At 37.4% G+C, this 20351-nt stretch carries 17 protein-coding genes, 1 pseudogene and 1 other annotated feature; of the genes and pseudogenes, 10 read left to right on the top strand and 8 right to left on the bottom strand.

The features are described from left to right. Positions 1–385: 385 nt before the first annotated feature. The 6 genes from htpG to G558_RS0106080 all read right to left on the bottom strand — a co-directional run bounded on the left by htpG (position 386) and on the right by G558_RS0106080 (position 6950). Positions 386–2227: a molecular chaperone HtpG gene (gene htpG, locus G558_RS0106105; RefSeq protein ID WP_028829386.1), complete on the bottom strand. Its 1842-nt coding sequence runs from the start codon at positions 2225–2227 to the stop codon at positions 386–388. Between the two features lie 101 nt (positions 2228–2328). Beyond that, positions 2329–2481 (bottom strand): YvrJ family protein, encoded by a 153-nt coding sequence (locus G558_RS13645; protein WP_071604458.1) that lies wholly within the window; start codon positions 2479–2481, stop codon positions 2329–2331. Positions 2482–2566: 85 nt separating this feature from the next. Beyond that, positions 2567–3628 (bottom strand): 3-isopropylmalate dehydrogenase, encoded by a 1062-nt coding sequence (leuB, locus tag G558_RS0106095; RefSeq protein WP_028829385.1) that lies wholly within the window; start codon positions 3626–3628, stop codon positions 2567–2569. Positions 3629–3632: 4 nt separating this feature from the next. Then, the gene (leuD, locus tag G558_RS0106090; protein WP_028829384.1) at positions 3633–4121 is read right to left on the bottom strand and encodes a 3-isopropylmalate dehydratase small subunit; all 489 of its coding nucleotides are present in this window, start codon (positions 4119–4121) and stop codon (positions 3633–3635) included. 12 nt (positions 4122–4133) lie between these two features. Beyond that, positions 4134–5396 carry a 3-isopropylmalate dehydratase large subunit gene (leuC, locus tag G558_RS0106085; protein WP_028829383.1) on the bottom strand — a complete coding sequence of 421 codons (1263 nt, stop codon included), beginning with the start codon at positions 5394–5396 and terminating at the stop codon, positions 4134–4136. A 42-nt stretch (positions 5397–5438) separates the two neighbouring features. After that, positions 5439–6950, bottom strand: coding sequence for a 2-isopropylmalate synthase (locus G558_RS0106080; protein ID WP_028829382.1), 1512 nt, complete (start codon positions 6948–6950; stop codon positions 5439–5441). A gap of 83 nt (positions 6951–7033) precedes the next feature. After that, positions 7034–7284: a binding site (T-box leader), on the bottom strand. A gap of 289 nt (positions 7285–7573) precedes the next feature. Here G558_RS0106080 and G558_RS0106070 point away from each other — a divergent pair. The 7 genes from G558_RS0106070 to G558_RS0106040 all read left to right on the top strand — a co-directional run bounded on the left by G558_RS0106070 (position 7574) and on the right by G558_RS0106040 (position 15072). After that, positions 7574–8728, top strand: a complete 1155-nt coding sequence (locus G558_RS0106070) for a D-alanyl-D-alanine carboxypeptidase family protein (RefSeq protein ID WP_028829381.1) — start codon at positions 7574–7576, stop codon at positions 8726–8728. 63 nt (positions 8729–8791) lie between these two features. Then, on the top strand, positions 8792–9163 hold the full coding sequence (locus G558_RS0106065) for a metal-dependent transcriptional regulator (RefSeq protein WP_028829380.1): 372 nt from the start codon (positions 8792–8794) through the stop codon (positions 9161–9163). Positions 9164–9310: 147 nt separating this feature from the next. Further along, on the top strand, positions 9311–10168 hold the full coding sequence (locus G558_RS0106060; RefSeq protein ID WP_028829379.1) for a DegV family protein: 858 nt from the start codon (positions 9311–9313) through the stop codon (positions 10166–10168). 35 nt (positions 10169–10203) lie between these two features. After that, a complete protein-coding gene (locus G558_RS0106055; protein WP_036931696.1) occupies positions 10204–11592 on the top strand; it encodes a sigma-54 interaction domain-containing protein in 1389 nt (462 codons plus the stop codon). A 280-nt stretch (positions 11593–11872) separates the two neighbouring features. Beyond that, positions 11873–12634, top strand: coding sequence for a 3-hydroxybutyrate dehydrogenase (locus tag G558_RS0106050; RefSeq protein ID WP_028829377.1), 762 nt, complete (start codon positions 11873–11875; stop codon positions 12632–12634). A 30-nt stretch (positions 12635–12664) separates the two neighbouring features. Continuing rightward, a complete protein-coding gene (locus tag G558_RS0106045; RefSeq protein ID WP_028829376.1) occupies positions 12665–14050 on the top strand; it encodes a GntP family permease in 1386 nt (461 codons plus the stop codon). Positions 14051–14124: 74 nt separating this feature from the next. Beyond that, on the top strand, positions 14125–15072 hold the full coding sequence (locus G558_RS0106040) for a 3-hydroxyacyl-CoA dehydrogenase family protein (RefSeq protein WP_028829375.1): 948 nt from the start codon (positions 14125–14127) through the stop codon (positions 15070–15072). A gap of 108 nt (positions 15073–15180) precedes the next feature. On the opposite strand, the pseudogene G558_RS13830 reads toward G558_RS0106040, so the two are convergent. Together G558_RS13830 and G558_RS0106030 are read right to left on the bottom strand one after the other, a co-directional pair. Further along, positions 15181–15390, bottom strand: a pseudogene (locus G558_RS13830) (thioredoxin domain-containing protein); the annotation flags it as partial. 118 nt (positions 15391–15508) lie between these two features. After that, positions 15509–16282, bottom strand: a complete 774-nt coding sequence (locus G558_RS0106030) for a hypothetical protein (RefSeq protein ID WP_028829374.1) — start codon at positions 16280–16282, stop codon at positions 15509–15511. Between the two features lie 167 nt (positions 16283–16449). On the opposite strand from G558_RS0106030, the gene G558_RS12545 reads away from it, so the two are divergent. The 3 genes from G558_RS12545 to G558_RS0106015 all read left to right on the top strand — a co-directional run bounded on the left by G558_RS12545 (position 16450) and on the right by G558_RS0106015 (position 20343). Beyond that, on the top strand, positions 16450–18612 hold the full coding sequence (locus tag G558_RS12545; RefSeq protein WP_051188508.1) for a sigma-54 interaction domain-containing protein: 2163 nt from the start codon (positions 16450–16452) through the stop codon (positions 18610–18612). Between the two features lie 139 nt (positions 18613–18751). Next, entirely contained in the window at positions 18752–19648 is an 897-nt protein-coding gene (dapF, locus tag G558_RS12540) for a diaminopimelate epimerase (protein WP_036931694.1), read from the top strand. 188 nt (positions 19649–19836) lie between these two features. Next, positions 19837–20343 (top strand): GNAT family N-acetyltransferase, encoded by a 507-nt coding sequence (locus G558_RS0106015; RefSeq protein WP_028829373.1) that lies wholly within the window; start codon positions 19837–19839, stop codon positions 20341–20343. Positions 20344–20351: the final 8 nt, after the last annotated feature.

The raw sequence follows: 20351 nt of genomic DNA, 5'->3' as shown, positions 1-20351 counted from the left end.
TCCTCTCATATTTGCGTAAAGCAATACTGCAAATAACATAATAGGGTTATAGCCTTTTCTTCCCTTGTTTGAGTATCTAGCCAGTAAGCTAGAAAAATCGAAATCCTCCAATGTATTTATTAGGGTATAGACTGGATCGTCAGCAGATAAACCTAAATTGTAAAGATTAAAATTAATAACCTGTTGTCCTTTTTCAAAAAATTGGTTATAATATTGTTTCATGAGTAGTTATATTATAAAATATAACGGGAAAAGATGGCAATATATTTTGTCATTTTTTTTTGCTTTTTTTTGCATTAAAAAAAGCGAACTAGTCGCTTTTTTCTTTGGGGGCTATTTCCCGACAGCCCCTTTTGAATACATTATTATTTTGAAATATTATTTTTTACATCATAAGGCTGCAGACATCATTTGCATATTCTACAGGATCTTCAACAGAAAGTCCTTCTATAAGAAGTGCCTGATTGTAGAGGACTCTAGCTATTTTTTTAGCCTTATCTTTATCATTTACAAAGCTTTCTTTTAGAAGTTCAAATATCTTGTGAGAAGTGTTTATTTCAAGAATTTTTTCGGCTTTGACACCGCCACCGTCTGGCATCATGCTCAGTACTTTTTCCATCTCTATGGAGAGCTCGCCTTCACTTGAAAGACATACTGGGTGAGTCTTGAGTTTTTTTGAAGCTTTTGCAGATTTTATTTTACCGCCCAGAGATTCGGTAACAAAATCAAAAAGCTCTTTATTTTGATCAGATTCTTTTTTGTTTTCTTCTGATTCATCATTTTCTTTTTCAAGCTCCAGATCACCGCTCGATATTGACTTAAATTCCTTTTCGCTATAAGAAGCCAGGACTCTTATCGCAAACTCGTCAACTTCGTCATTAAAGAAGAGCACTTCGTAGTTTTTATCTGCAAAAATCTCAAGCTGAGGAAGTTTTCCTATCTTGTCTACATTTTCTCCAGTTGCGTAATAGATATATTTTTGGTCTTCGCCCATTCTTTCAACATATTCTTTCAGGGTAACAAGTTCTTTTTTTGTTGAAGAATAAAACATTATAAGATCCTCTAGGATGTCTCTGTTCATTCCGTATTCGCTGTATAAGCCAAACTTTAAAGTTCTTCCAAAGGCTTCAAAGAATGTCACATAATTTTCTCTGTCATCTTTTTGCATTGAAAGCAGTTCTTTCTTTATTTTTTCCTTGATTTTTTTGGATATAAACTGAAGCTGTCTGTCGTGTTGAAGCAGTTCTCTGGAAATGTTAAGTGATAGATCCTGCGAATCTACTACTCCTTGAACAAACCCAAAATACTCAGGAAGAAGATCCTGACATTTTTGCATGATCATTACATTGTTTGAATAAAGCTCGAGACCTCTTTCGAAATCTTTGGAATAGAAATCAAAGGGAGTTCTTCCTGGGATATACAGTATTGATGTAAAGCTTGAAACTCCGTCAACTGAATAGTATATAGACTTGAGCGGCTTGTCAAATCCAAAGTGCTTTTCCTTATAGAAATTCTCATAATCTTCTTCTGTTATCTCAGACTTGTTTTTCTTCCATAATGGTACCATGCTGTTGATTACTTCATCACCCATTTTTACAGGATATTTTATAAAGTCAGAGTATTTTTTTACAAGGCTTCTGACCTTGTAATCTTCAAGATACTGGTCATAATCAGTTTCGTCAGCATTTTCTTTAATCTCAAGTATTATGGTAGTTCCTTCTTTTTCTCTTTCGCACTCCTCTACGACGTATCCGTCTGCTCCTTCAGAAACCCATCTGAAAGCTTTTTCTTCTCCAACTTTACGGCTTATTACTGTGACTTTGTCAGATACCATAAAGGCAGAGTAAAAACCTACTCCGAACTGGCCAATTATGTCGACCTCGTCTTTTGATTCAGAATCTGTATCTGATACCTGCTGCTTGAATGCAAGCGATCCACTCTTTGCTATAGTACCCAGGTTTTCTTCCATATCTTCCATGTTCATTCCTATACCCGTATCTTCAATAGTAAGCGTACGAGCATCTTTGTCTATGGAAATTTGTATATAAAAATCGTTTTTGTCAAATGTTATATTTTCTGAAGTCAGTATTCTGTAGTAGTTCTTATCTATTGCGTCGCTTGCGTTTGAGATAAGTTCTCTTAAGAATATTTCTTTGTGAGTATAGATAGAATTGATCATCAAATCCAGAAGTCTCTTGGATTCGGCCTGAAATTGTCTGGTTTTCATAAAAACATCTCCTTTTAATGTATGGTAGTTTTCTATTACTAGCACTCTTCTTTGATGAGTGCTAATTCATAATTATAATTTTACCAAATACTCATGAAAAGTCAAGATTTTATAATATTTTTTTCAATTGTCATTGTGAGCTCGCTGATGGATGCGGTTAAATGATCCATCTTATTTTCAAGGCGCATCAGTACATACATGCTTACAGCTATAGGGAATCCGAAATTACTAATCTGAAATACAAATTCTTCCATTTTGTTCTCCTTTCTGGATATTTTAATGTGACCAGACTTCAGGCTCTCATATTAAAATATGGATAAAAACAAGAAAAAAGGGGACTTAAATATATGAAATAATCTTGTCTGTGATTTCACTTGTAGACAGATAATCTTTGCCAAGGTCTGCAGTCCGGTATCCCAGATCAAGTACTTTTTCGACAGCAGTTTCGATTGCAGAAGCCTCATCTGCAAGATTTAAAGAGTATCTCATCATCATGGCCGTAGAAAGTATCGTAGCAATTGGATTTGCAATTCCTTTTCCCGTGATATCAGGTGCAGAGCCATGAATGGGTTCATACATTCCAAATCCAGTCTCATTAAGACTCGCTGAAGGAAGCATGCCAATGGAGCCAGTTATCATACTTGCCTCGTCAGAAAGTATATCTCCAAATAGATTTCCAGTCACGATAACATCAAATTGTCCGGGATTTCTCACAAGCTGCATGGCCGCATTGTCTACATACATATCGCTGTAGTCTACTTCGGGATATTCTTCCCTTATGCGGTGCATTGTCTCTCTCCACACTCTTGAGGTCTCAAGCACATTAGCCTTGTCTACAGAGCACAGTTTTTTGGAACGCTTCATAGCCATTTCAAAAGCTCTTCTGCCAATTCTTTCAACTTCTGTTTCGCTGTATTTCATTATGTCGTATCCTGTGGTTACGCCGCCCGACTGAGTTCTTCCTTTTTCTCCAAAGTAAACGTCTCCGGTAAGCTCTCTTACTATAACCATGTCAAAACCGTCACTTATGAATTCTTTTCTTATAGGACAGGCATCCGAAAGTGCATTATACATGATGGCCGGTCTTATATTGGCAAAAAGATCGAGTTTTGATCTGATTCCAAGCAAGGCATTCTCAGGTCTGTTGCCACTTGGCATAGCGTCCCATTTTGGGCCACCCACAGCCCCAAGCAAAATACTGTCAGACTCGCGGCATATCTCTATGGTTTCTTCTGGAAGCGTATTTCCGGTTGCATCTATGGCACTTCCACCCGCAAGGCAGAAGCTGAAATCAAAAGTATGATTGTATTTTTCGGCTATCTTGTCTATTACTCTTATGGCCTGATCCACGATCTCTGGACCGATGCCATCTCCTTTTATAACAGCTATCTTAAATTTCATGTTATTACACCTGCGCTTTTCTGTAATTAAGAAGGCCACCTGCAGATATTATTTTTTGAATGAAGTCAGGGAAGCCAACAGACTGGTACTTCTCGTTTTTCGTTATGTTGGTAATGATACCTGTCTCAAAATCAATCTCAAGGATATCTCCTTTTTCAGCAGCCTCTGCCGCAGGGGCACATTCCATTATAGGAAGCCCTGTGTTAATAGCATTTCTGTAAAATATTCTGGCAAAGCTCGATGCGATTACACAGGAGATTCCGCTTCCTTTTATAGCTATGGGAGCGTGCTCTCTTGATGAGCCACATCCAAAATTTTTGGTTGCCACGATTATATCGCCAGGTTTTACATTTTTTACAAAATCTGAATCTATATCTTCCATGCAATATTTTGCAAGTTCTGCCGGATCTGAAGTCGTAAGATGCCTCGCAGGAATAATTACATCGGTGTCTACATTATCTCCATATTTAAATACATTGCCTCTAACTATCATATTGTTCTCCTTCTACATTATATCTGCCGGATCTGTTATTTTTCCTGTTATTGCGGAAGCTGCTGCCACTGCAGGGTTTGAAAGATACACCTCAGAAGTCACATGACCCATTCTTCCCACAAAGTTTCTGTTAGTGGTTGCGATTGATCTTTCTCCGTGAGCAAGTATACCCATATATCCCCCAAGGCATGGTCCACAGGTAGGAGTTGATACAACTGCGCCAGCTTCTATAAATATTTCGATAAGTCCTTCTCTTAGAGCCTGAAGATATATTGCCTGAGTTGCAGGTATAATTATAGTACGTACACTTTTACAAACCTTGCGGCCTTTCAGTATCTCGGCAGCTACTCTCATGTCTTCGATTCTGCCGTTTGTACATGAGCCTATGATAGCCTGCTGTATTTCAACGCCTTTTGCTTCGTCTATAGGTCGCGTGTTTTCCGGAAGGTGTGGAAATGCAACCGTAGGCCTAAGTGAGCTTAGATCTATTTCTATTACTTCATCGTAGTGCGCATCTTCGTCTGCCTCAAATACTTTGAATTCTCTTTTTACTCTGCCGTTCACATATGCAAGTGTAGTTTCATCAACAGGAAAGATTCCATTTTTTGCGCCGGCCTCTATAGCCATGTTGCAGATTGCAAAACGGTCATCAATTGAGAGTGTGCTGACACCTTCTCCTGTAAACTCCATGGATTTGTAAAGCGCACCATCTACGCCAATCTTTCCTATTATATAAAGGATAACATCTTTTCCAGAAACCCACTTTTGAAGCTTCCCGCTAAGATTGAATTTGATTGCGGATGGAACCTTGAACCATGCTTTTCCTGTAGCCATTCCTGCAGCAAGGTCTGTACTTCCAACTCCCGTAGAAAATGCACCAAGGGCGCCATAGGTACAGGTGTGTGAATCAGCGCCTATGATAAGTTCTCCAGGAGCAGTAAGGCCTTTTTCAGGAAGAAGGGCATGCTCAATACCCATTTCACCTACGTCGAAAAAGTTTACGATGCCCTGTTCGTTAGAAAAGTCCCTGCAGATTTTGCACTGCTCTGCGGATTTTATATCCTTGTTCGGAACAAAGTGATCCATTACAAGACATACTTTTTCCTTGTCAAAAACCTTGTCAAAACCGGCTTTTTGCATTTCGGCAATAGATACCGGACCAGTTATGTCATTTGCAAGAGTAAGATCTATATCAGCTTCAATAAGTTGTCCGGCTGTTACATTTTCAAGCCCTGCGTGAATAGCAAGTATTTTTTGAGTCATTGTCATTCTCATTTTAATATCTCCGTTCTTGTATAAAACTGTGATGTATAAAAATTATGCAGCGTAATATTTGTTTATTCCATTTACATATGCCTTTATGCTCGCTTCCACGACGTCGGTGGATACTCCTCTTCCTGTTATAACATCTCCGCCTTCACCTATTTTTATCTTTACTATGGCTTCGGCCTGAGCATCTTCACCGTCGGTAAGTGCATGAAGGGAGTAGTCTACAAGCTCGATTGCAAGTCCAGAAATTTTGTTTATAGATTTGTAAGAAGCATTTATCGGGCCATCACCGGTAGATACTTTTTCGATGCTTTTGCCGCTTACTTTAAGCTTGATTACAGATGTTGAAGTTATATCATTTCCAGTATTTATAACAAAGCTCTCAAGTTCAAGCTTTTTATCTTCTATTTCAGTGTCTTTTAAAATGATGCTCTCAATATCCATATCCTTGATAAGTTTTTTCTTATCAGCAAGAATCTTGAATTTTTTGAATGCGATGTCCAGATCTTCCTTAGAAAGGCTGTAGCCAAGTGCGTTTATTCTGTCTTCAAATGCATGTCTGCCAGAGTGTTTTCCAAGGACCATAGTAGTAGAAGGGATGCCTACAGATTCTGGGGTCATTATTTCGTAAGTCGTTCTGTTTGAAAGCATTCCGTGCTGGTGTATTCCAGATTCGTGAGCAAATGCATTGGCTCCCACGATTGCTTTTGTAGGAGCAACAGGTACTCCTGTTATCGTCTGGATAAGACGGCTCGAACGATATATGGAGTGAGTATCTATGTTTGTAGCTGCCTCATAGAAATCTTTTCTGGTTTTTAAAGCCATTACAACTTCCTCAAGAGAAGTATTTCCGGCTCTTTCTCCAATTCCATTTATAGTACATTCAATCTGGTCTGCTCCTGCAGAAACAGCGGCAAGTGAATTTGCAACAGCCATTCCAAGGTCATTGTGACAGTGAGTCGAAAGCACTATGTTTTCAATTCCAGGGACATTGTTTTTTATGTGAGATATGATATTAAACATTTCAGGTGGAGTAATATATCCCACAGTATCAGGGATATTTATGGTAGTAGCGCCAGCCTTGATTACCTGCTCAATAATTCTGACCAGAAAATCAAGGTCGCTCCTGCATGCATCCTCAGCTGAAAACTCTATATCAGATACGTATTTCTTAGCATAAGATACCATCGCAACAGCTCTTTCCACTACCTCATCAGGAGTCATCCTCAATTTATGCTCCATGTGTACGGGTGAAGTGGCGATAAAAGTGTGTATTCTTGGAGAAGCAGCATTTTTGATTGCTTCATATGCGGCATCGATATCACCCTTTGCAGTTCTTGCAAGACTGCAGATTGTAGAATCCTTTATTTCGGCAGCAATAGCCTTAATAGAAGCAAGGTCTCCAGGAGAAGCTATGGCAAATCCTGCTTCGATTACATCCACTTTCAATGCCTCGAGCTGCTTTGCTACCTCTATTTTTTCCTTAAGATTCATGCTGCACCCTGGTGATTGTTCTCCATCTCTAAGTGTAGTGTCAAATATTTTAATTGATCTGCTCATGTCTTCCTCCTCCTGCAGAAAACTCTCTTCTGCTTAATTTGTATTTTTAATTTTTTGAATTAAAAAAGGCCATTCATCCCTGAAAAAGGGACGAAAAGCCATAGTTTCCGTGGTACCACCCAAATTCGGCAAAAAACTGCCGCACTTTAATCAGATACTGGGCTGAGCAGCCTTAATATCCTTCCCCTGTAACGTGGGGTTACGTTCCAACCTAAGCCCAAAAGCCTCAGCGGACGGTTCCTGGGGGAGCTTCACTGATTTACGCTGCTGCCTCTCACCAAACGACAGCTCTCTGAAAACTTTGTCAGTTACTTTACCCATTCATCACCTTTTTTATTATTCTTTAACTTGAGGTAGATTATATAATCAAAAATTTGCTTTGTCAACGCACTATTTTTAATTTTTAGAATATTTAGAATCAAACAAAAGCATGAAAACGATTATCCTAAAATGAGCAGGCATTAAAAAAACGTAAAAATAATTTTTCACTTAAAATATAATCTTGTGTATTTAAATATTTTTGACAATTACAGCTGCAGATAGTAAGATAATTTAAAGAGATGAAATATTATTAAACAAATTTAGATTTTTGAAGAAGATTTAGAAAGAAAAAGGTATTCCTTATGAAAAAAAGAATTGCACTACTTACCGCCCTTATGATTGCACTGAATGGTTTCGCTATGGAAGTTTTAGCCCAGCCAGACCTCTACACCGAAGGCACCAGCACACTGCTTATGGAAACTGAGAACAATCAGATAATATATAAAGAAAATGAAGATACAAGAAGGCTTCCAGCTTCTGTCACAAAGATAATGACCGTGGCAACAGCCTTTGACATAATTGAAGAAAAAAATATTTCTCTAGATACATTTGTGAGCGTATCAAAAAAAGCAGCATCCACAAAAGGAGCTACTATAAAGATATTTGAAGGTGAAATGCTTACAATTGACTCACTTTTAAGTGCAATAATAATAAACTCGGCTAATAATGCAAGTGTAATTTTGGCTGAATATTTTGCAGGAAGCGAAGAGGAATTTGTAAAGCTCATGAATAAAAAATCTCAGAAAATGGACCTCAAAGACACCAACTTTGTTTCATGTAATGGGCTTACTCTCAGCAAAAACCATTACTCCACTGCACTTGATATATCAGAGATTGCGCTGGAGCTCATAGAAGAAAAAGATACACTGAGGTACTCATCTCTTAGCGAAAAAGACATAATTATATACAAAGACCCAAATACACCAGTGAGAAGGATAAAGCTTGAAAGTACAAACAAGCTCCTTGGAAAATACGAGGGAGTTGACGGACTTAAAACCGGATGGATGGGACCAGAATCAGGTTATTGCTTTGTGGGCACGGCACAAGAAGATGGAACGAGGCTGCTGAGCGTAAGCCTTGGAGCGCAGCAAAAAGACGGAAACTTCAGAGATACCAGAAAAATGATGGACTATGGATTTGGAGACTTCAGGTATTTCAAGCTTCTCAATAAGGGAGCTGAAGCAGGGAGTATAAAGATAAACGGAAGTTTCAGAAAGATAAAAGGGGTACTTGAAGAAGACCTTGTTATTTATGGAAATTTTGAGCCAGAAGAATATACTACAGAAGCCATTTTTGATGACTTAGAGCTCCCTGTAAAAGCAGGGCAAAGGATTGGGACACTTAGGGTCTATGGCAAAGGAAAGATGGTGCACCAGGTGGAGCTGACTTGCAAAAATGATGTAAGTAAATCATGGCTAAGCCTTTTAAAAGATAAAATCACAGCGACATTTTTGTAGATGTAAGCATTGATAAATCATAATATATCTGATAAAATATATTAAATAAGGGGAGGGTGTATTATGAAAATTCATGAATCTGCGGAAAATTATTTAGAGACTATACTTGTACTCCAAAAAAGAAACGGAAATGTGAGATCTGTGGATATAGCTACAGAATTAAATTTCTCCAAGCCCAGTATAAGTAATGCCATGAAACAGCTCAGCAGTAATGGATATATCAAAATGGACGAGAACCGGATGATAATACTTACTGATGAAGGAAAAAATATAGCAGAAAAAATATATGAAAGGCATCAGCTTATAAGTGAATTTCTTGTGATGCTTGGGGTTGAACAAAAAACTGCAGTTGAGGATGCTTGCAGGATTGAACATGTTATAAGTGAGGAAACTTTTACGAAGTTTAAAAACCATATGAATAACATGAAAAAGTGAATATTAATTTAGTTTATTTCAGATCGACAGCTCAGGTTGTCGATTTTTTGTTTGATACAGTTTCGATAACTACTTGAAATAATGATAAAAACGATGTAATATATATATTGTAATACATATATTTTGGGAGAATTGAAAGGGGATTTTATGAAACAACAGACAGCTTTACTCGTAGATAGTGGGATAGATGTACCTTCCTCAATAATAAATGAATATGGGATATATTCTCTTCCACTCAAAATTATATATAAAGATAGAGAGTATTCTGATGGAGTTGATATACAGGCGGAAGAAGTGTATAAAAATCTCTCAGTTGAAATACCAAAGACATCTCTTCCTGGAGCGGCAGAAGCTATGGGCATACTAGATGCCATAAAAGCCCAAGGTTACGAAAATGTGCTTGTGGTTACACTTTCGAGTGGTCTTAGTGGAACATATAATATGGTTTCTCTTCTGACTAAGGATTATGAAGGACTTAATATTAAGGTCATAGATACTAAAAATATTGGAATTGCAGGCGGTATGGTGGCTATTCAGGCTGCAGAATATATACGCGAAGGAATGGATTTTGAAACTCTTGTGAAAAAGGTAAGTGAAGTTGTGCCTGAGTCAAAGATATTCTTTTGTGTATCAACTCTTGAATATCTTCAAAAAGGTGGCAGGATAGGTCTTGTGTCTTCTATGCTGGGGACTGCTCTCAATTTGAAACCTATAATTTCATGCAACGATGAAGGCATATATTATAATGTGGCAAAGATAAGTGGAAGAAAGAGATCTCTGGACAAGATGATAGATTTGGCTGTAGAGTATGCTTCTAAAGGCAAACGTTACAATCTGGCTATAGTTCATGGGGGAGCGGTTGAAGATGCTGCAAAGGTAAAAGATAAACTGCTTGCAAAGCTTTCCAAATATAAAAACATATTTGAAGGACAGATAAGTCCGGCTCTGGGAGTTCATACTGGACCAGGACTCGTTGGAGTTGGGGTACAGCTTCTGGACAATTAAGAGGCAATTGTGGAATCTTATTTGAGAGGGTGGAAATGAATAGTATAATAAAAACGGAAGACAGCATAAGCTCGACATGGTTTTTAGACTCAATAATACATTCTACAAATGAGCTCGTAGTCATAATTAATAAAACAGGCATTATAGAAGAGATAAGTGATGCATATGCAGAATTTCTGGGAATAAAAAGGGAAAATGCCCTGGGAAGAAATGTCAGCGAAATAATAGAAAACACAAGGCTTCTTGAAGTTGTAGAAACTGGGATTGCAGATATAGAATCAACACAGAGGATAAACGGAAAAAATATGATCGCAACGCGGATTCCAATAAATAAAGATGGGGAAACTGTAGGCGCTTTTGGACGAGTTTTGTTCAAGGATGTAGATGATCTGAAGAAGCTCTATGAAAAGATAGATAAGATGAAGACAGAGCTTAATCTATACAAAAGTCGTTTTTTAAAATTAAATTCTTCAAAATACAATGTGGACAGCATAATTGGCAGCAGCAAAAGCATAAGTCAACTCAAGACAAACATAAAAATTGTGGCAAAGACCAACTCAAATGTCTTAATCCTGGGAGAAAGCGGTACAGGCAAAGAACTTTTTGCTCATGCAGTCCACAGTTCAAGCAAAAGAGACAACAAGCCATTCATATGCATAAATTGTGGCTCCATACCTGAAGAGCTCATGGAATCGGAGCTGTTTGGATATGAAGAAGGTGCATTTACCGGAGCTAAAAAAGGCGGAAAGATAGGTCTTTTTCAGGCAGCTAATTCTGGGACGATTTTTTTGGATGAAATTGGTGATCTGCCAATGTCCATGCAGGTCAAGATACTCAGGTTTCTTCAAGACAGAGAGATCCAAAAAGTCGGTGCAAGTGTGAGAGAGGTCGTAGATGTAAGGATTGTTGCAGCTACGAACAAAAATTTGGAAGAAATGGTAAAAACTGGACAATTCAGGTCAGACCTTTACTACAGACTAAATGTGATAACTATAAAAGTTCCACCTTTGAGGGAAAGAAAAGATGATATTACGGAGCTTTCAAAATTTCTTGTAGAGAAATTTACTGCTAAGGAAGACATGGAAACCAGGCGAATTTCGGATAAAACTTTGGAATACCTAAAGCTTTATGATTGGCCTGGAAATATAAGAGAGCTAGAAAATGTCCTTGAACGTGCTGTGAATTTTCTTGGAAACGGTTTAACCATACTTCCAGAACATCTTCCTGAAGCGTTGACAGGAAGAAAGCAAGATTTTAATACAAAAACTTTGAAGGAAATCACTGATGAAGTAGAGATTAATGCTATAGTGAGTTTCCTCATTCACCATAAAAATAATAAGACTGAAACAGCAAATGCACTTGGAATAAGCAGAACCAGTCTTTATGAAAAAATGAAAAAATACGAAATAAGTGACGAAAACTAAGTATGATGTACGGAAAAGTGAACACAAATGAGTGAAAATAGAATTTGTGTACGGAAAAGTTTACAAAAAATAGAGAGAATAATAATAATGTTCAGAAATCCTTACGAAATTTGATTTAAAAATCATGATTTCAGTAGGGATTTTTTTGTTTACAAAAAAAATGAAGCTATAGTTGTTGTAAACACAGGTTTATAGTTTTTTGGCAGGATATTTGCTATATATTATGCTAACGTTATTTTTATGGTACATATGTTATTATTTGAAGGAAAGGTTGAAAATTATGTTAAAAGAAAAAGTAAGCATTATAACTGGAGGGGCAAGTGGAATTGGATATTCTATTGCCAAGACTTTTTCAGAAGAAGGAGCCAGGGTTGTTATAGCTGATGTGAATGAAGAAAGATTAAAAGAAGCGGCTAAGACACTGGGTTGCGATTTTTTCACAGGCGACCTCAGCAAAAGACAACCATGTAAAGCACTAGTAGATTACACAATACAAAAGTATGGAAAAGTTGATATTTTGGTAAATGTAGCCGGAATTCAAACTGTAAGTTCAATAGAAGAATTCCCTGAAGATAAGTGGGATTTCATGATAAGTCTTATGCTGACAGCACCATTTCTTTTGACCAAGTATGTTTGGAGCTCTATGAAGTCTCAGGGCTGGGGCAGGATAATCAATCTGGATTCTATTCACGGACTTGTGGCATCTGAATACAAAGCTGCCTATGTTTCGGCAAAACACGGTCTTATAGGACTTACAAAGACGGCTGCCTTAGAAGGCGGGGAACTCGGGATAACTGTAAATGCAATTTGCCCTGCATATGTGAGAACTCCTCTTGTAGATAATCAGATTGATGCTCAGGCAAAAAGTCATGGTATAAGTAAAGAAGAGGTAGTGAGCAAGATAATGCTTCAAAAATCTGCAATTAAGACACTAATTGAACCTGATGCTGTCGCTGAAACCGCTAAGTTCTTGTGCTCAGATGCTGCGAGTCACATAACAGGAGCTGCAATTACAATGGACGGCGGCTGGACTGCCGGTTAATTTACAAATATAAACTAAGGAGGATTTTACATGATAGGAGTAATAGGGATTATATTATCGCTGGGCCTGCTAATGTATCTTGCATACAGAGGGATTTCGGTTATTATACTTGCGCCCGTACTGGCACTGTTTGCGGTTTTACTGGGAAGTCTTGGAACTGGTAATGCCCATCTTATGGCTACATATACAGAAGTGTTTATGGTAAGTCTGGGAGGATATGTAAAATCGTATTTCCCGGTATTTTTGCTGGGAGCATTGTTTGGAAAATTAATGGATGATTCGGGTTCGGCTCAGGCTATTTCGGAATTCATAGTAAAAAAGATTGGAAAGAAAAGAGAAGTTATGGCTATAGTACTTTCTTGTGCCGTACTTACTTATGGAGGTGTTTCTCTTTTTGTTGTTGCATTTGCAGCATACCCTATAGCAGCAGCTTTGTTTAGAGAATCAAATCTGCCTAAGAGATTTATTCCAGCATGTATTGCACTTGGAGCTTTCACTTTTACGATGACGGCGCTTCCAGGAACTCCGCAGATTCAAAATGCCATTCCAATGCAATATTTTGGAACAGATGCGTATGCGGCTCCTATACTGGGAGTTGTAGCCTCAATTATAATGTTTGGTGGAGGATTGTTCTGGATAAATAAAAGGATAGCTAAGGCAGTAGAAAAAGGTGAGGGTTATGGTGAACACAAAAATGAGACACTTGTTCAGTCAAGCAGAACAGATTTGCCATCATTTGGAATGGCTGTGTTACCTATAATTATAGTTCTTGTGGCAAATTTTGTAATATCAAGATTCATAATACCTATGTCAGATACAGGGTATATTGAAACTTATGGTACTACAATTGGTAAAGTAAGTGGAAACTGGTCGCTTATAACGGCACTTATTTTGGCAATACTTATTACTATGGTTATTCACTTCAAGAGATTCGATAATTTGATGTCATCAATAAATAATGGAGTCCAGGGTTCGTTTCTGGCAATAATGAATACTGCGTCAGAAGTAGGATACGGCAATGTAATATCTGCCCTTGCTGCATTTGGAATAGTAAAGATGTTTTTGCTTGGAATTTCAAGCAATCCACTTGTTTCTGAGGCAATCTCAGTATCTGTACTTGCTGGGATAACAGGTTCGGCATCAGGGGGCTTGAGTATTGCACTTGCAACGCTTGGAGATACTTTTTTGGAAACTGCAAAGCAGATAGGACTCAATCCACAGGTACTTCACAGGGTGGCATCCATAGCATGCGGAGGACTCGATACTCTTCCTCATAATGGAGCAGTGATAACACTTCTGGGAATTACGGGACTTACACATAAGCAGTCATATATAGATATAGGAATGTGTACAGTAATAATACCAACGCTTTCAGTTTTAGTAATAATAATACTAGGATCAATGGGTGTAGTATAGAAATATATAAACTAGATATGATACAATATATTTAATATAATGGATAAAATACACTTGTTATGGGGGATGTTGAGATGGAAATTAAAAATATAAAGAATATTGTGATTGCAGGAGCTGGAGTCATGGGCTCATCAATGGCGCAGACCTTTGCACAGAGCGGATACAAGGTTACGCTTTACGACCTCAAAGATGAATATCTGGACAGGAGCAGGAATCTTATCAACATAAACCAGAGCGCATCGGTGGATAAAAAAATATTTACAAAGCAGGATTCTGAAAATATAATGGGAAATATCAGCTTCACATGTTCAAAAGACTGTTTCAGAAGTGCAGATTTTGTTGTTGAGGCAATAGTTGAGAATATGGATATAAAGCATAGTTTCTGGTCAGAAGTATCTGAGACAGCTCCAGAAGATGCTATACTTACGACTAATACTTCGGGACTTTCGATAACAAAGATAGCGGAAGCTGTAAAAAATCCAGAGCGTTTCTGCGGGATGCACTGGATAAATCCTCCACATATAATCCCACTGATAGAGGTAATTAATGGAGATAAGACTGCAGCGGAAACGTCTAAACTGGTTTATGACATATCAAAACTTATAGGTAAGCAGCCGATTATGATAAACAAGGATGCTCCGGGATTTGTACTCAACCGATTCCAGTTTGCAGTGCTTCGTGAAGCCATGCATATAATAGAAGAGGGAATTGCAAGCAAGGAAGATATTGACAACGTGTTCAAATATGGTCTGGGTATAAGATACGCATGCCTTGGACCGCTTGAAATAGCGGATCTTGGAGGACTCGATACCTTCTATAACATATCTTCATATCTGACTAAAGATCTGAGTAACACTAAAGAGGTGTCTTCAATACTGTCAGACCTCGTAAATGATGGAAATTATGGAGTTAAAAGTGGCAAGGGTTTTTATGACTATTCAAATGGAAGAGATAAAGAAGTAATAAGAAAACGTGATGAAGATTTTTACAAGGTATCTGAATGTCTTTTTGGAGAAAAATAGTTAAAGCATCGTAAATGTGGATAAGTTTCGAAAAAAACACCACCTGAAATTTTTTGATATCCTAATGTGGATAAGTTCAAAATTATTTCAGGTGGCTTTTTTATTTTTTTACAGTCCCAGCTCTTCTTTGAGCTGAGCTTTCTGATGAAGACCTACCAGTCTTTTTGCTTCATTCCCTTTTTCGAAAAGTATCATCGTAGGTATAGACATTACTCTGTATTTTCTGGCAATATCTTTGCCATCATTAACCATGAGTTTTGCTATTTTTATTTTACCTATACTGTCAAATACAAGTTCATCGATTATCGGGGTCTGCGATGTGCACGCGCCTCACGTAGGTGAAAAAAAATACACTAATACGGGCATTTTGCTTTCGAGAACTTCCGCTGCAAAATTTTCGCTGTTTAATAAGATACTCATAAAATTTCTCCTTTGTTTATACTCGAGATACGGGGTTGATAAATGAACAAGGCACTATTGAAAGGCATTTTCCGCATACATCGGCAAGGCCAACTTCACCGAGTTTGTCTGCATTTTCTAGACACATTTCATAGCACTTATGTCTGTCATATGAATTTTCGTCTTCAAAAAGCGACTTATTGACACATTTTTTTACGCAGAGTGTGCATGTGCCGTTATGCTTGTTAAGGCAGTATTCACCTGCAGGCCTTTGCGTAGGTTCAAGCTGCATATCGGTTATTATGCTTCCTATCCTTCCACAGCACCCGCTTTGCGTGATCAGCATTCTGTTAAGGCCAAATTTTCCAAGCCCTGCAATGACTGCCACATGTCTTTGTGACCAGTCGCTGATTAATGTATCTTCATTGAAATTGTGAGTGGCTGGAATTATGGTGGATTTGAATCCATTTTCTTCCATGAGCAACTGAATATCAGTATTTATAAGCTGTATAAGGCGATTTGTCTCAACATATGCCCGCCCCCATTCTACAGAACTGTAAAGCCCATAAGCATTACTCTCCACCACATATTCCTGAAACGGCAGAAAGTATGTAATTACAGTTTTTGGATTTTCCATGAAATCTGAGGGCATGAAATGGGTAGGAGAAACACTGTCTTTCAGCTCAAGAAACATGGGATCATCTGCTGAAGCATATGCAAAAAGAGGTTCCTGCCAGATATCTTCAAGATGATGGCTTTTTTCATGGTTCTTGATAAATGCTTTGATTCGATCTTCTATAATATTTTTCAATAAAACACCTCCCTTTTTTTTATATAGGCTTTATTTGTATATACCCCTTATCTCAAGATTAAAAATTCTTTCTTAAAATGTTTTATATTTAACAACTAATGTTATAATAAAAGGGTTAAAGATAAATGGGACAAAACGGGTTAATGATTTCAAATGGAGGATTGCATATGTTAACGAACAAGAATCGGTCTAAAAAGAAAAAACTTGTGATAATAACAAAAGGAAGAGACGTAGCAGAATTTTACAAAAAGCAGATTGAAAGTCTATTTGAAAACCAGCTGGAGATTAAGACTTACAATACTGCCACATATAATGAAAAAAACGAAGCTTTGAAAAACAACAAGTCTGTAGAAGCGGCTAATTTGTATCTTATAACCACCGACGCATTCTCATCAAAAAAAGAAAGAGAATCTAAAATAGGAAAAGATGCAGAGTACATTGAACTCCGCGTAGATCTTACAGAGGATAATATAAGCGAGCTACTTGAGCTACCTGAAGGCACCGAGGCGATGCTTGTAAATATGAGCAGTGTAATGGCAAAAGAAGTTATTTCAAGACTTTCACAACTAGGAATAAATCACGTGAAGTTTGTTCCTGTATATCCTGAAATAGAGACTTATCCAAATCTGGATATTGCAGTTACTCCTGGAGAACACAGATTTGTGCCATCGGGCGTAGGGAGAATCATAGACATAGGTCACAGGAGCATAGATATTGAAACAATAGTAGAACTTGCTCTTAAGCTCAATAAAGAAGCACTCCTTGAGACTGAAAAATTCACAAGATATTTTCAGAAAATGGCAAATAAGAATTATAGTATAGACAGGCTTTACGGAAAGTCAAGCAGGCTCGAAAGTCAGTTTGAAAGGTTGCTTAGCGCCCTTGATGACGGAATTATCGGTATAAATGAAAACAGACGTATTTTTGCAATAAATGAAAAAGCGCTTAGTATAATAGGCTGCGATGAAGATGCTGTAACAGAAAAAAAACTAAATGATATTATTCCTGAGATAAGTGAATACCTTGAAAATATACTTAAGTCTTATGAGAAGATCTCCATACACAGAGAAAATAAAATGGATGCAAAAGTAATAAAAATCAATTCCTCAAATATAAATATCAGTGTGTTTCCTATATACAAGAATGAAAGAAACATAGGAACTTTTATAAAACTCAACAGATTTTCGGAAGAGGAAAACAGGCAACAAGGGGCCAGGATGCAGCTTCTTACAAAGGGGCATTCTGCAAAATACAAATTCAGTGACATAATAGGTAACAGTGATGCTATGAAAGAGGCTATATCGATTGCAGAAAAAATGGCAGTAACCTCTGCTCCGATAATGATCGAAGGGGAAAGTGGAACGGGTAAGGAACTTTTTGCGCATGCTATTCATAACAGTTCACAAAGAAGAAGTAAACCTTTTATAGCCCTGAACTGCGCAGCCATGCCTGATAATCTCCTTGAATCAGAGCTTTTTGGACATGAGGAAGGAGCTTTTACGGGAGCCAAAAAAGGCGGAAAACTGGGATTGTTTGAATTTGCCCATACAGGAACACTTTTTTTAGATGAGATTGAAGCAATGAGCAGTGCCTTACAGGTCAAGCTTCTCAGAGTGTTACAAGAGAGAGAAGTCATGAGACTTGGAGGATATAGGATAATAAGTGTAGATGTAAGGATAATTGCAGCCACAAACAGGAGTATTGAAGAAATGGTGAGCAAAGGGGAATTTAGAAAAGACTTGTATTACAGGCTTAATACCATACAGATAGAAATTCCTCCACTAAGGGATCGCAAGGAAGATATTTCCCTGCTGATAGAGACCATGAAGAATAAGATGGGTGGAAAGTATAAAATAACAGAAGAAGTAATGAAATTCTTTGAACAATATACATGGGAAGGCAATGCAAGAGAGCTGCAAAATTATATAGAATATTTTACATATCTCGATAAAGAATTGATAGAAATGGGAGACTTACCACCAAATCTAAAAAAGAAAATGAATGCCGGATTTTTGGAAAAATCGTCACAGGACCGTATTTTTTCAAAAACGGGTTGCAGTGAAATGGGGGAAAATGGGTTAAAAAATAAGGAGATTTTAACCACAAAGTCATATCTTGAGGAAGAAAAAGTAATTTTTGTAATTGAAGAAATAAAAATTGCCAGTCAAAATAAAAAAGGAATAGGCAGGAGAGCTATATCTAAAAATGCTGAAACAAAAGGCTCAAAGCTTTCTGAACAGGAAGTTAGAACGATAATGGACAAGCTCGAAAACATGGGAATAATAAAGAAAAATCTGGGAAGAAGTGGAAGTGAGCTTGTTATTAAATAGATTAATGGCACGAAAATTGCAACACTAGATAATAACTATAGTTGAAAATGACGTAAAATCATATAACTATTCGATGGGAAGCAACTACAAAAGACTTTGAAGATCTTGTCAGGAATGATATTTAAAATTAGGAGATGATATGAATATAAGATACATCAAAATAAATGGAAACGGAAATAATTTTCTTCTTATGGATAACCGAGAACTCAAGCTTGATGACCAAAGAAAATCGAGTTTAACGCTAAGAGACTGCAATGTAAAGACTTCTGTAGGAGCAGATGGAATAATATTTGTAGAAGATTCCAAAACAGCGGATTTCAGGATGAGAATCTTCAATGTTGACGGCTCTGAGGCAAAAATGTGTGGAAATGGGGCAAGATGTATAGCGAGATTTGCTTATGACAACGATATTGCTCATGAAAAAATGACATTTGAAACTGCTGCAGGACAAATGAAGGCAGAAATTATAAAAGAAGAAGACCAGGAAGGGAAGCAAATTGATACAGGATATGTGAGTATAGATATGGGAGAAATAGATTTAAAATCCCTGGAGATGTACAATATTATAGAATGTCTTGGAAAGAAAATAATATACAGTTATATGCCAGTTGGAGTTCCTCATATTGGCGTATACTGCGACATGAACAATATAAGGACCAGAGAAGACATGATCAAGTATGGAAATGCCCTGAACAGAAGCAGGCATGTTTTTAAGGAAGGAACAAATGTAAACTTTATTGAAGTTATTAATCAAGACCACATAAAGGTCACTACTTTTGAAAGAGGGGTAGACGATCTTACAGATTCCTGTGGTACGGGATCATGCAGCAGTACGATTATAAATGCAATTAGAATCAGGCTTCACAATGGGTCATTTTCAGGAAGTGCACTGAATGGATTGAAGGGAACCACTCTAGTGCAAAATCCTGGTGGCATAAATAAGGTAGTTTATAATTTTAATGGGCAAAAACAAATCTGTGAAATCAAACTGGTTGGAAAGGTAGTAAGTGTTGCAGAGGTTGGTATGTTGCTCTAAAAAAAAGAACAAGATTGGCTTAGGCGAAGAAGTAGCTTAGTAATATGAATTTAAATAAAAGAGGTGATTTTTGGGCATAGTGTTCAAACAATTGCCTCTTTTTTATCTTCGAGAGGTTTTTTGTGGAGAAGTATAGTATAATTATTATAAGTAAACTTTATAATAAAAATCAAAATAAGGAGAAAATAATGACCAAATATTATGATACTAAAATTGAAGGTTTCAAGATAAGATACGCCAATGAATCAGACGTTTCGCTTATACTTAAATTTATTAAAGAGCTGGCCGACTATGAGGGGCTTTTAAATGAAGTAGTTGCAACAGAGGAAATACTTATGGAATCTCTTTTTGAAAAAAAACAGGCGCAGGTAATAATAGGAGAATATAATGGACAACCAGCCGGGTTTGCGTTATTTTTCCATAATTTCTCGACGTTCCTTGGAAGAGCAAATCTTTATCTGGAGGATCTTTATGTAGATCCAGCGTTTAGGGGTAAAGGTCTTGGAAAGACAATGCTTGCATGCCTTGGTACCATAGCAGTTGAAAGAGGCTGTGGCAGACTCGACTGGTGGTGCCTGGACTGGAACAAGACATCTATAGATTTTTATCTTCAGATGGGTGCAAAACCTATGGATGAGTGGACTGTATACAGAGTAGATGGAGAAAATCTGCCAAAGCTTGCTCAAATGATGTAATGACAGGA

The sequence above is a fragment of the Proteocatella sphenisci DSM 23131 genome (assembly GCF_000423525.1).
Classification (GTDB): domain Bacteria; phylum Bacillota; class Clostridia; order Peptostreptococcales; family Filifactoraceae; genus Proteocatella; species Proteocatella sphenisci.
Note: the sequence above shows the minus strand (reverse complement) of the source record. Positions and strands in the feature narration are given on the sequence as shown.